The 12,270-nt window shown below is 64.4% G+C and carries 11 protein-coding genes and 1 rRNA gene; 6 read left to right on the forward strand and 6 right to left on the reverse strand.

Features of this window, described 5'->3' with window-relative positions; genetic code table 11:
• The first annotated feature begins 100 nt into the window (after positions 1-100).
• Genes LN996_RS22150 through LN996_RS22165 form a run of 4 tightly spaced genes read left to right on the forward strand, consistent with a single transcriptional unit; the run spans position 101 to position 4,451 of the window.
• Positions 101-1,102: an ABC transporter permease gene (locus tag LN996_RS22150; protein WP_159708702.1), complete on the forward strand. Its 1,002-nt coding sequence runs from the start codon at positions 101-103 to the stop codon at positions 1,100-1,102.
• Complete coding sequence (locus tag LN996_RS22155) at positions 1,099-2,154, forward strand: ABC transporter ATP-binding protein (protein WP_231343221.1); 1,056 nt, start codon at positions 1,099-1,101, stop codon at positions 2,152-2,154. The genes LN996_RS22150 and LN996_RS22155 overlap by 4 nt, the downstream gene beginning before the upstream one ends.
• An 8-nt stretch (positions 2,155-2,162) precedes the next feature.
• A complete protein-coding gene (locus tag LN996_RS22160) occupies positions 2,163-3,185 on the forward strand; it encodes an ABC transporter ATP-binding protein (RefSeq protein ID WP_231343225.1) in 1,023 nt (340 codons plus the stop codon).
• A 36-nt stretch (positions 3,186-3,221) separates the two neighbouring features.
• Positions 3,222-4,451 (forward strand): amidohydrolase family protein, encoded by a 1,230-nt coding sequence (locus LN996_RS22165; RefSeq protein ID WP_231343228.1) that lies wholly within the window; start codon positions 3,222-3,224, stop codon positions 4,449-4,451.
• Positions 4,452-4,502: 51 nt separating this feature from the next.
• On the opposite strand, the gene LN996_RS22170 is transcribed toward LN996_RS22165, so the two are convergent.
• From LN996_RS22170 to LN996_RS22180, 3 genes are all read right to left on the reverse strand, one after another.
• Positions 4,503-4,991, reverse strand: coding sequence for a pyridoxamine 5'-phosphate oxidase family protein (locus LN996_RS22170; RefSeq protein ID WP_231343230.1), 489 nt, complete (start codon positions 4,989-4,991; stop codon positions 4,503-4,505).
• A 101-nt stretch (positions 4,992-5,092) separates the two neighbouring features.
• Positions 5,093-6,352 (reverse strand): MFS transporter, encoded by a 1,260-nt coding sequence (locus LN996_RS22175; RefSeq protein WP_231343232.1) that lies wholly within the window; start codon positions 6,350-6,352, stop codon positions 5,093-5,095.
• A gap of 178 nt (positions 6,353-6,530) precedes the next feature.
• Positions 6,531-7,976, reverse strand: a complete 1,446-nt coding sequence (locus LN996_RS22180; RefSeq protein ID WP_231343240.1) for an FAD-binding oxidoreductase — start codon at positions 7,974-7,976, stop codon at positions 6,531-6,533.
• 283 nt (positions 7,977-8,259) lie between these two features.
• Between LN996_RS22180 and LN996_RS22185 the strand changes: the two genes are divergently transcribed.
• Together LN996_RS22185 and LN996_RS22190 are read left to right on the forward strand one after the other, a co-directional pair.
• Complete coding sequence (locus LN996_RS22185) at positions 8,260-10,005, forward strand: glycoside hydrolase family 13 protein (protein WP_231343233.1); 1,746 nt, start codon at positions 8,260-8,262, stop codon at positions 10,003-10,005.
• A 19-nt stretch (positions 10,006-10,024) separates the two neighbouring features.
• On the forward strand, positions 10,025-11,047 hold the full coding sequence (locus LN996_RS22190; RefSeq protein ID WP_231343235.1) for a LacI family DNA-binding transcriptional regulator: 1,023 nt from the start codon (positions 10,025-10,027) through the stop codon (positions 11,045-11,047).
• Between the two features lie 9 nt (positions 11,048-11,056).
• Here LN996_RS22190 and LN996_RS22195 read toward each other — a convergent pair whose 3' ends face one another.
• The 3 genes from LN996_RS22195 to rrf all read right to left on the reverse strand — a co-directional run.
• Positions 11,057-11,539, reverse strand: a complete 483-nt coding sequence (locus LN996_RS22195) for an N-acetyltransferase (protein ID WP_231343236.1) — start codon at positions 11,537-11,539, stop codon at positions 11,057-11,059.
• Positions 11,540-11,570: 31 nt separating this feature from the next.
• On the reverse strand, positions 11,571-12,065 hold the full coding sequence (locus LN996_RS22200; RefSeq protein ID WP_231343238.1) for an SRPBCC domain-containing protein: 495 nt from the start codon (positions 12,063-12,065) through the stop codon (positions 11,571-11,573).
• A 109-nt stretch (positions 12,066-12,174) separates the two neighbouring features.
• Positions 12,175-12,270: ribosomal RNA gene (gene rrf / locus LN996_RS22205) — 5S ribosomal RNA — on the reverse strand; the annotation flags it as partial.

A 12,270-nucleotide genomic window follows, 5' to 3' on the forward strand; every position in this document is an offset into this window, starting at 1 on the left:
GGGGCCGCTCAACATCGCGGTCTAAAATAAAACCCCCGGCCCCCCCCCCGCCCGCCGCGGGGCGCCCCGCGGCGGGGCCCCCCCCCCCGCAACCACCACAATGATGACTTTCATTCTTCGCCGGACCGGATCGCTGGTATTGCTTCTAGCAGCGGTCAGTTTCATCACCTTCACCCTCTTCCAGCTTGGCCCCTCCGATCCAGCCGCGGCCGCCTGCGGACAGGAATGCACGCCCGAACGCGTCGCTGAGGCCCGCGTGGCCCTGGGCATGGACCAGCCGTTCTTGGTCCAGTACTTCGACTACATCCGCGGGCTCTTCTCCTCCCGGATGATCGGTGCCCCGGGAGCCCAGACCCTCTGCGAATGGCCGTGCCTGGGCAAGTCCTTCCAAACCAATGAGAACGTAGCGGACATCATCGGCCGCTCACTCCCTTACACGTTCTCCATGGCCATCGGCGCGCTGGTGCTGTGGACCATCACCGGCGTCGGGCTCGGCCTCATGGCCGCCCTGCGCAAGGGCTCCCCTGTCGATAAGTTCATTGTCGGCGCCGCCTCCGTGGGTGTTTCGCTGCCCATCCCGGTCACGGGCCTCTTCCTGCTGCTCCTGTTCGTCAACCAGCTGCACCTTTTGCCTTTCACTACCAACGAGATCAACAGCCCCTTTGGCCCGCAAGGACCGGGAGCATGGGTAGCCAACTACCTGCTGCCGTGGATCGCACTGGCCGTCCTCTTCAGTGCTTCCTACATCCGGGTGACGCGCACCAACATGATCGAGACATTCGGCGAAGACTTCATCCGGACAGCCCGCGCCAAGGGCCTGGCACCACGGACTGTGACGTTCAAGCACGGCGTACGGGCGGGCATCACCCCCGTGGTCACGATGCTCGGCATGGACATCGGCCTCCTTCTGGGCGGCGCAGTCCTCACCGAACAGATCTTCTCCGTCCCCGGCCTGGGATTCACCGCAGTGCACGCCGCCATCTCCGGCGACCTCCCTGTCACCATGGCCATCACCATGCTGGCCGCGTTCTTCGTCATCGTCGCCAACGTTGTGGTGGACCTCGCCTATGCCGCCATCGATCCCCGAGTGAGGCTCCAATGACCCAGTTACATACCACCGCGGCAGCGGCGGGCGCCCCGGCTTCGACCGCCACCACCCCCTTCCTCGAGGTCCGGGACCTCACCGTGAAATTCCCGACGGACGACGGCGTTGTCTCCGCAGTGAACGGCATGGACTTCGCCCTGGAACGTGGCCAGACCCTGGGCATCGTGGGCGAATCCGGCTCCGGTAAGTCCGTCACCAGCCAGGCACTCATGGGCCTGCTCAAAGGCACATCAGCGCAGGTCAGCGGCCAGGCGATGTTCCAGGGCAAGGACCTGGTCACGCTGCCCGAGTCGGCCATGCGCCAACTCCGCGGCCGCAACATCGGCATGATCTTCCAGGATCCGCTCTCCGCCCTGCACCCCTTCTACACCGTGGGGCATCAGATTGCCGAGGCCTACCTGGTCCACAACAAGGCGAGCAAGAAGCAGGCCCGGGCGGCCGCCGTCGACATGCTGGGAAGGGTGGGTATCCCCAGCCCCGAGCAGCGCTACGACGAGTACCCGCACCATTTCTCAGGGGGAATGCGCCAGCGTGCCATGATCGCGATGGCGCTGATTTGCGAGCCCGAGCTGTTAATCGCCGACGAGCCCACCACCGCCCTGGACGTCACGGTCCAGGCCCAGATCCTGGACCTTATGTCCGAGCTCCAGGAGGAAAGCAACTCTGCGCTCATCCTCATCACGCATGATCTCGGTGTAGTCGCCGAGGTCTGCGACAACGTGCTGGTCATGTACGGCGGCCAGTGCGTCGAGTCCGGGCCGGTGGACGAAATCTTCTACGACACCCAGCACCCCTACACCCTCGGCCTGCTCAACTCGATGCCCACGCTCAACAGCTCCTCAAGCCGGCTGAACCCCATACCCGGCCAGCCGCCGTCGCTCCTTGACCTGCCCAAGGGCTGCATCTTCAGCGCACGGTGCCACTACGCCGAACTCGCCGGCGACGGCGTCTGTGCCAGCCAACGGCCCGAACTGAAGGTCGAAGACGGGCACGGAAAGCGCTGCCATTTGAGTGGCCCGCAGATCATCACCATCCGGAATTCGCGTTAGGACCCGCCATGGACAATCAGCCAATTCTCCAGGTGGAGAACCTGCAAAAGCATTTCCCGCTGAAGGGCGGCCTCCTTCCGGGGGCCGCCAAGAGATCGGTCAAAGCGGTCGACGGCGTGTCGTTCAGTCTTGCCCGAGGCCAGACGTTGGGGCTCGTGGGCGAGTCCGGATGCGGTAAGTCGACCACCGGACGCATGGTGGCGCGCCTCATGGACCCGACGGGCGGGCGGATTGTGATCGACGGCGTCGACATCAGCCAGCTGCGTGGCAAGGATCTGTACAACTTCCGGCGTAAGGTCCAGATGATCTTCCAGGATCCCTTTGCCTCGCTGAATCCCCGCCAAACCGTGGGCACGGCCATCGCGGCTCCCATGGTGGCGCAGAAGATCAACCCGCCGGGTGGGCTCAAGAACCGGGTGAAGGAACTCCTGGACCAGGTGGGGTTGAAGCCGGAGCACTACAACCGTTTCCCGCATGAGTTCTCCGGCGGCCAACGTCAACGCGTGGGTATTGCCCGCGCCATTTCCCTGAACCCTTCGGTGATTGTGTGCGACGAACCAGTGTCCGCCCTGGACGTCTCCGTTCAGGCCCAGGTGGTGAACCTGCTGCAGCAGATCCAGCGCGACACCGGCGTTTCCTACATCTTCATTGCGCACGACCTCTCCGTGGTCCGGCACATTTCCCACGAAGTTGCTGTGATGTACCTGGGCAAGATCGTGGAACAGGGGCCCCGTGACGAGCTCTTCCAGAACCCGCTGCACCCCTACACCAAGGCGCTGCTCTCGGCAGTGCCGCTGCCGGATCCCCGGGCAGCCCGCGAACAGGTAAAGATCCGGCTCCGCGGCGACCTGCCGTCTCCGGCCAATCCGCCCAGCGGCTGCGTCTTCCGGACCCGTTGCCCCTTGATCGGCACGCTTCCGGAAGAACAACGCCAACGCTGCATCGACCAGATACCCACACCGGCCGCGCCTGCAGCCCCCGCCTGCCACCACGCAGGTATGGCGGCATCGGTCCTGGCTGGCGTGCAATAGACGCAGGCCATAGATTCACTACCAAAGGAGCAAACATTGAACACCCTGATCCGCGCCGTCCGCCCGTGGGGGCAAGCGCTCAGCGACGTCTCCCTTGTGGCGGGCGAAACAGGCGGCAAGATCACCGGCGTCGAGCCCCATGATCCGGCCCGCGCCGTTCCGGCTGGCGTCACTGTCGTGGAGGGGCGCGGACGCCTGCTGTTGCCGTCCTTCTCGGACGTCCACGTGCACCTGGATTCCACCCGCATCGGCTTACCCTTCCGTGAACACACAGGTGGTCCAGGCGTATGGACCATGATGATGAACGACCGTCAAAACTGGCGCAACGCCGAGGTCCCGCTGCAGGAGCGGGTGAACGACACGTTGGGACGGATGATCGCGCGGGGCACCACCCGTGTGCGTTCCTATGCGCAAGTGGATGTGGACTGCAGGCTGGAGCGTTTCGACGCCGTTGCTGCCGCCAAGGAGAAGTTCGCCGGCCAGGCTTCGGTGGATATCATCGCCTTCCCCCAGGCCGGTTTGTTGCTGGAGGAGGGCACTGTTGAGCTGATGGAAGAGGCGCTGAAGGCCGGTGCCAACGTCATGGGTGGCATTGATCCCTGCACCTTGGACAGGGACCCGGCGAAACACCTGGACATCGTGTTCGGCCTGGCCGAGAAATACCAGGTCCCTATCGATATCCACCTCCACGAACCCGGTGAACTGGGAGTCTTCAGCACGGACCTGGTACTGGAACGCACCCGCGCCCTGGGCATGCAGGGCAAAGTAACCATGTCCCACGCCTACCAATTGGGCAGCGTCAACGAAGCGACTACCCGCAGGCTGATTGATGCCTTCGCGGAGCTGGATGTCTCCCTGGCTTCGGTTGCTCCCTCCGCTGCTGGCCAGTTGCCCATCCCGCTGCTCACGGAGGCCGGAGTCCGGCTTGGCCTCGGCGAGGACGGCCAGCGCGACTACTGGTCTCCGTACGGCAACACCGACATGCTGGACCGGACGTGGCAACTCGCCTTCACCCATGGTTTCCGCAAGGACGAGTTGATCGAGCACTCCCTGGCCATCGCCACGATCGGTGGCGCGAGCATCCTTGACCCCAACGCGACCCGGCTCAAGGACACGGCCCACCGTCCCGGCGTCGAGGTTGGCGATCCTGCTGAACTGCTCCTGGTGGACGGTGAAACAGTGGCCTCCACAGTGATGGACCGTGGCAAGGACCGCACCGTGATCCACGCCGGCCGGGTGGTGGCTGACCAGCTGGAACTCGTCTAGCTGGCGCAGGAAACCCGCCCTCGTTTCGAGGGCGGGTTTTGGCGTTATGGGTCACTCGCCCCGTGCCGTGGGTGCGTCATCCAGCGGTGTCCACCACGTCACCGCAGGGGTGACTGCGAAGCGGCGGCCCGTCACGCTGCCCGGATTGATCCGAATGAATTGGTCCTTCTGGCCCGCCTCCCATGGAAAGAGCAGGAGTCCGATGGTATCCAGCACGTCCTGGGTCAACCTAACGGCAGAGGCCTGCCCTTTGACCACCACGCTCCACGCCACGCCTGTTTCGGCGTTGACGCCATCGGCCTCGATGGCAACCGGAGCATCGCCGAGTGCCGCATGGAGCTTGGTGCCTTCGCCTGTCCGGAACACCATGGTTCCGTGGTCCACTTTGTAGTTCACGGGGAAGATGTCTGGGTGGTCATCCACCACCACGGCAAGCCTGCCCACTGAGACACCCCTAAGGAGCTCCCAACACTCGTTGGTCTCAAGGATCTCGGTGGCGGGTGTGCTTGGCTGATTGGTCCCTGATGGTGAGTTGGTCATATCGCCGAGGATACGCCGACGGCTTGCCACTCAACAGGCCTGCCGACGGCTGGCACAGCCAGGCCGACTCTGTTCGTTTCTCCCGGCGCGCCGGGGCAGGATCACCGAACAGGCGAGGGTTTCGCCGCGTCCTGCCGGGATATTTCAGCCCCTTCCACGTTCACAAGCGGTCCGCGGACAGCAAAGAATCCAGCACCGGCCAACACCACGGCTTCGGCAGCGAGCGCCCAGAACGTCACTTCCCAGCCGCCAGTCATGGTGTGCAGCAACCCTGCGAGCAGCGGACCGAGGGATGCCAACGCGAATCCAAGGCCCTGGCTCATGGCCGAGAGCCTCCCGGCTGATGGCGGCCCTGCGGATCGAATCACTACCAGCGCCATGGCCAGTCCGAACCCTGCGCTCTGGACCACTCCAAGAATCCCGACGGCGAGGAACTGCAGCTCAGCCGGTGCCGAGAGGACACCCAACAGCGCGAGAGCAACCGTCATTCCAAGCCCGGGCGCCATGATCCGCAGGACTGCGGGACGGCCAGCCACCACGGGGGCCAGCAAGCTCGCTGGGAGCCCGGCAAGGCTGAACCATGCCAGCAAGGACGCGGCGTCGGCTGGCGACAGGCCCCGGGATACCAGATAGACAGCCAGCCAGGACGTGATGGCGAAGTACAGCATGGCTTGGAGGCCGAAGAAGGCCGTGACCGCCCATGCAGTCCCCTGCTTCCTGAGCGGCGTGGCGGGACCAGCACCTATAGTTGCTGTGCCCGCCGAGGTGGGTGCCGCCGTCGGGCGCCCTCCGGACCGCTGGATGAGGAACGCCCCCACCAGGGCGGGGACCGCCCACACGGCAAGCGCTGAGTGCAAGTTGCCGCCGAAGGCCTGCTCCAGTGGCTGGACCAGTCCGGCACCGAGCGCAGCTCCGAGCCCGAAGCCCATGGTGCAAAGGCCTGTCCACCACCCGCTGCCGCGGTTTGCCTTCACGATCTGGGGAACCAGTACGCTCGCAGTCATGATCGCGCTGCCGGCGAGGAACGTTCCGGGTAACAGGAGTGCCGGAACAGTAGCCCGGACAACCAGCGCCGCGGCCAGCACCAACAGGGCCACGGCAACGGCACGCCCGGTCCCGAGCCGGCGGGCCAACCATGGCCCCATCGGCCCCGAGATACCGAAAGCCAACACAGGCAAAGTCCCCAACAACGGAAGCAGCGCGGGGTCCAGGCCGAACACTCCGGGCACCTGGTTCATCACCCCGGCAACGGTAGTAATGGCCGGCCGAAGGTTGACCGACACCATGACGAGCGCCAGCAGCGACAAACTCGTCATCAGCCTCGGACCCAGTCCCGCTCCAGCCTGCCGATTCTTGCGCACGTCATTCCCCTCATAGCATCTTTGGTATACCAAGTAAGACTATGAGGAGAATGAGGGAAAGTAAATGCGCAGAAATAAGCAGACTGGATATGACAATCGAAGGAGATGAGGCCCTTTGGAATACCAGCGAAGGGTCCAGTGGTTGGCATCGTCCCCTGCGGGACGCCCTAAGCCAGCGCTAGATGGCTTTCCCCGGATTCAGAATTCCCTGCGGATCGAACAACTCCTTGATCCGCCGCTGCAGCTCCCGCACCGGCGCGGGCTGCTCCAGGCCCAACCAACGCAGCTTGTACTGCCCGACGCCGTGCTCGCCAGTGATCGTTCCACCCATCTCCAGGCCCACGTGAATGGATTCGTCCAGGGCAGCATTGAGGCGCTGCAATGCGTCAGCATCGGTTGCGGGATCCACGCGGTCCATCCAGAAGGTGGGGTGCAGATTGCCGTCGCCGGCGTGGGCCACTACCTTGAGCCGGACCTGAAAACGGGCGGCCATGGCTTCGAGCGCTGCAACGAAGTCGACCAGCCGTGAGCGCGGGACAGCGATGTCCTCACCCACCCTGAATTCGTCGTCCACTTCGACGCCGCGGCTGTTGCGGCGGAGTTCCACCAGCATCTCGGCCTCAGCACTGGCTTCCATGGTCACCGTAGCGCCGCCATCGGCCAGCACTTGCCGGACGACGTCTGCTTCCGCGGCCGCACCGAAGCCGTCGGTCTGGATCAGGAGCAGGGACTTGCCGCGCTTTTGCAGGTCGCCGCCGTGGAGTTCGTCCAGCTGTACCAGTGTTCCGTTGTCCAGGAGTTCCATGATGGCGGGCTGCACCCGGGCCCTGCCTACGGCCAGAACGCCTGCGGCTGCGCTGCGGAAGTCCCGGTAGAACGCCGCGATGGTGTGGACTTCGCGGGGCAGGTATTTCAGCCGAACCGTTACTCCCACCACGATGCCCAGCGTTCCTTCCGAGCCCACCAGCAGGGCAGTCAGGTCGTAGCCCGCCACGCCTTTGAACGTTTGGTGGCCGGTGTGCATCAACGAACCGTCCGCCATGACGACATCGAGCGCCAACACGGAATCGCGTGTCACGCCGTATTTGGCACACCGCAGTCCCCCGGCGTTGGTGGCCACGTTGCCGCCGATGGTGGACATCTTGTAGCTTGCCGGGTCCGGCGCATACATCAGGCCGTGTTCGGCCGCGGCAGCGTTCAGCTCCGCGTTGATGACACCGGGCTCGACGACGGCGGTTTCGTCGTCGGGGTTCAGATCCAGGATCCGGTTCATCCGCTCGAGTCCCAGGACGATGCAGCCTTCGGTGGCATGTGCCCCGCCGGAGACGCCGGTTCCAGCACCCCTGGCGACGATCGGCACGCCATGTGCGGCGCACCTGCGGACGATGTGCTGCACGTCCTCCACGGATTCGGCCCAGACGACGGCCAGCGGTAAGTGCCGCTCAAGCATTGGCCCTTGGTCGATGGAGTAGACGGTGAGGGTTTCCTCATCCCCGGCTACTTGGTCGGCCCGGAGACCGGCCGCCAGCTCCTGCAGGAATGCTCGTTGCGCGGCTGTCTGCCGGAGCTCTTCCGGGTGACCAGCAGTGCGGTCCTTGATACGTTCCTCTGATGTACCGGCCATGGCCGTTTCGTCCGACAAGGTAATACCTCCACATGAGCGCCGCGGACACGCCAAATCGGCAGTCTTCGCAGCGTTTTCAGTGCTCACAGTCTAGCCAGGGCGGCATGGCTCATCGTCGGCGGGGCCCGGGACCCGGCAGGGACCACCCTCCTGCAAGCGCTTCCAAACGCTATGCACCGAACGGGATGCCGTGAAATACCAATGTGATCTGGTCCCCTAAAAGACAGGACACTTCCTATTGGAAGCGTTTCCAATTCCCTGAAATGTCTTTTACGATGTGACCATGTCCGTCGATTCCCTGCTCCCGGTTGAGGCCCACCAGCCCCCTGCAGCATTCACTCAGCTCACGCCTGTTCATGACGCCTCCACGGCGCACGGGTGGTGGCGTTCCGCCGTGATCTACCAGATCTACCCGCGGTCCTTCCGCGATCTGAACGGTGACGGCGTAGGTGACCTGGCTGGTATCACGGCGGAACTCGCGCAGCTTGCGAGCCTGGGCGTCGACGCCGTGTGGTTGTCTCCGTTCTACCGCTCACCCCAGCGGGACGCGGGATACGACGTCAGCGACTACTGCGATGTCGATCCTCTGTTCGGCACCTTGGCCGACTTCGATGCCCTCATCGCAGAAGCCAACCGACTCAACCTCCGCGTGATCGCGGACCTCGTTCCCAACCACTGTTCAGACCAGCACGTCGCCTTCCAAGCGGCACTCACAGCTGGCGCCAACAGCCCCGAGCGCGACATGTTCATCTTCCGGGACGGACAAGGACCCGACGGCAACGAACCTCCCAACAACTGGCAGTCCCACTTCGGCGGCCCGGCATGGACACGCATCACCGAGCCGAACGGACAGCCCGGACAATGGTTCCTGCACCTGTTCGACTCATCACAGCCTGATTTCAACTGGGACAACCCTGCCGTCCACTCCGAGTTCGAACGCGTCCTCCGCTTCTGGCTTGACCGCGGCATTTCCGGCTTCCGCGTGGACGTGGCACACGCACTCGTCAAAGCCGCCGGCCTCCCCAACTGGGGCGGCCGCGCCGACGGCAACAGCTCCGACGGATTCCCGGGCCACGACGCACCCATGTTTGGCCAGCCCGCCCTGCACGACATCTACCGCCGCTGGCGTTCCATCCTGGAAGAGTACGGCCCGGACCGCATCCTCTGCGCCGAAGCGAACGTGGATCCGCTCCCCCGGCTGGCACAGTGGGTCCGCCCTGACGAGATGCACCAGGCCTTCAACTTCCCGTACCTGCATGCCGGCCTGGACGTCAACCGGCTGCGCCACATCATCACCGATTCCTTGGTCTCCCTGGACGCAGTAGGCGCCCCCAGCACGTGGGTGCTGTCCAACCACGATGTAGTCCGGCATGTCACACGCTTCGGGTACGACGGCCCCGGGCCCCGCGACGGTGACGGCATCGGCCCTGACGACGCCCAGCCCAACGAAGAACTCGGACGACGCCGGGCTGCCGCGGCCACCATGTTCATGCTCGGCCTGCCCGGTGGCGCCTACCTTTACCAGGGCGAGGAACTGGGCCTCCCGGACTCCACCAGCATTCCCGGCACCATGCGCCAGGATCCTACCTTCGCCCGTACCGGGGGTGCGCGCATCGGCCGCGACGGCTGCCGGGTACCGCTCCCCTGGAGGTCCGCCGAGCCGCACGCCGGTTTCGGCGGCGGCCTGGATCCGTGGCTGCCGCAACCCGAGTCCTGGCCGGCCCTGGCCAGGGACAAGCAGGAGTCCGATCCGGCGTCGCACCTTAACCTCTACAGGGAGATGCTCGCCCAGCGTGCCGCGCACCGGCTCGGCCAGGGATCCCTCGCCTGGGTGGAGGACTACTGCACATGGTCTTCGCTGGCCTACCTCAACGGCACCACCTTGGTGATCATGAACGTCGGGACTGACCCGATGCCGCTTCCGGCAGGCCAGACGGTTCTGCGCCGCTCCGCGGAGGGAGCCGGCGCTGATCAACCAGACGCTGATCAACTAGGCTCTGGGGAGACAATCTGGCTGACAGTCAGCTGATTTTTTCATGAGGAGCGGCATGACCGGCATCAAGGACGTAGCCGAACGCGCAGGGCTGTCCGTTGCCACTGTTTCACGCGCGCTGAGCGGGAAGGGCAACGTATCCCCGAGCAGCCGCGAACGGGCACGCTCCGCAGCTGCTGAGCTCGGTTTTGTGTTGTCGTATCACGCCTCAAGCCTGGCCTCCGGTCGCACGCACAACGTCGGCTTGGTTGTCCCCTCGGTGCACCGCTGGTTCTTCTCAGCGGTAATCGAGGGCGCCTCCGCCGCCCTGCTCCAGGCCGGCTACGACCTCACGCTGTACAACATCGGCGAAAACCCCGCGCATCGGCACAGTGTCTTCAACGACTTCCTGCTGCGCAAACGCGTGGACGCAGTCATCGCAGTCTCCCTGGAACTCAGCGAGGCCGAACTTCAGCAGCTCCATGCAATGAACAGGCCGATTGTGGGTATTGGTGGCCCGCTGCCGGGAGCCTCCACCATCAGGATCGACGACACCGGAATCGCCATGAAGGCCACCAACCACCTCCTTGGCTTGGGTCATACCAAAATCGCGCACGTCACCGGTCATGAGGCCTACGACCAGGACTTCCATCTTCCTGGAACCCGTCGCGGGGGCTTCGAAAAAGCCATGAACGACGCCGGCTGTCCAGTCAGGCCCGAATGGATCGTTTCTGCGGACTTCACCGTTGAAGGCGCCTACAAGGCAGCCCGGCAACTGCTGGCAAGCGCGCCCGAACGTCCCACCGCGGTGTTCGCAGCATCCGACGAAATGGCCATCGGCACCATTCTGGCCGCCCGGGACTTCGGGCTGCGCATCCCGGATGACCTGTCAGTGGTGGGCATCGACGGACATGACCTGGGCAACGTCCTGGGCCTGACCACCATCGACCAGGACGCCAAGGGCCAGGGAGCCTTGGCCGTGCGCACCCTCCTGGGCGCGATCAGCAATGGCCTGGTCCTGGAACCAGCCGACGCGGAACACCCCACGAGGCTCGTGGTGCGGACAAGCACGGCCGTGCCGAAGGAGGCCTCTTCCTAGCCCTGGCTTCTATGTCAGGCAGCGAACCATCACAAGCTCCAGCTTGGACGTGTCCTGCGGATACGGCCTGCTTGCACCGGTGGTTTCGAAGCCGTGCCGCCTATAGAAGGCCAACGCCCGGGTGTTATCCTCATGGACCCCGAGCTCCAGGAGTTCCGCCGCCAGCTCCTGCGCTGCGGCTTTGCACGATTCGTGGAGCAGTTCGTCAGCCAAACCCAATCCACGGTGCTCCGGGGCGACATAGACGCTGATGAGCATCGCCTGCAGGGGCTTCTGTGGCTCCTGCGGGTGTTTGACCACTACTCGCATCAGTGCACAAATTTTGCTGCCCTCCACACCGGCGTCAGCCACCAAAGTGATACTGGCATCCCCGGACATGGCCGCCGCACGTTCCTGCCACTGCGTATCAGTCTGCCGGCGGGCAGCATCCAGGCTCTCGATGTAGGCCATGGGTGTATCCGAGAGCATCTCGAGGCGGACTGCCTTCAGCAACCGCCAATCATTGGCGTGGAGTCTGCGGATCCTAGGCAACGGCTCCGCCCATGAATCTCACATAGCGTTCAAGGACGCCTGGCCAGCCTTCGGCGTAGGATGCACGAGAAGCAGCAGGATCTTCGGCGCCTTCCCAACCGTCATGGACCAGCCGGACTTCGGTGCCATCATCCACAGCCCGGAAGGCAACCCGGATCTCAGTGGACCACAGAGGTGTGCTGGCCGGATACCAGCTGGCGTGGAAGGACAGCGGAGGCTGCCAATCGTCGATGGTCCCCCACACCGACGTACGGCCATCCTCTGCGGTCTCCAGGATCAGGTTTTCCTCGAACTCAACGTGCGATCCTGCGCCGAAGACACTCTCCTTCTCCAGGGGCCACCACAGGTGGGGATGATCGGTGAATCCCTGGAATGCATGCGGGACGTTCGTGGGAACCACGACGGTGATGATGAGAGGCTCCAAAGCATCACCGTCCTGCCGGGACGGCTCGGGTTCCGATGCGGGGTGGCTGAAGAGGTTTTCCATGACCACCAACTCTACCGGTGGCAAAAGGCACACAGGTGGGTTAAACAAGGGTGGTTAAATGTGAAGAGCCCCGCCCCGCCGGGGGGGGGGGGGGCTCTTCTTAATGGTTGTCCGGCGGTGTCCTACTCTCCCACACCCTCCCGGGTGCAGTACCATCGGCGCTGTGGGTCTTAGCTTCCGGGTTCGGAATGGGACCGGGCGTTTC

It is taken from the genome of Arthrobacter sp. AK01, from assembly GCF_021109375.1.
Classification (GTDB): domain Bacteria; phylum Actinomycetota; class Actinomycetes; order Actinomycetales; family Micrococcaceae; genus Arthrobacter.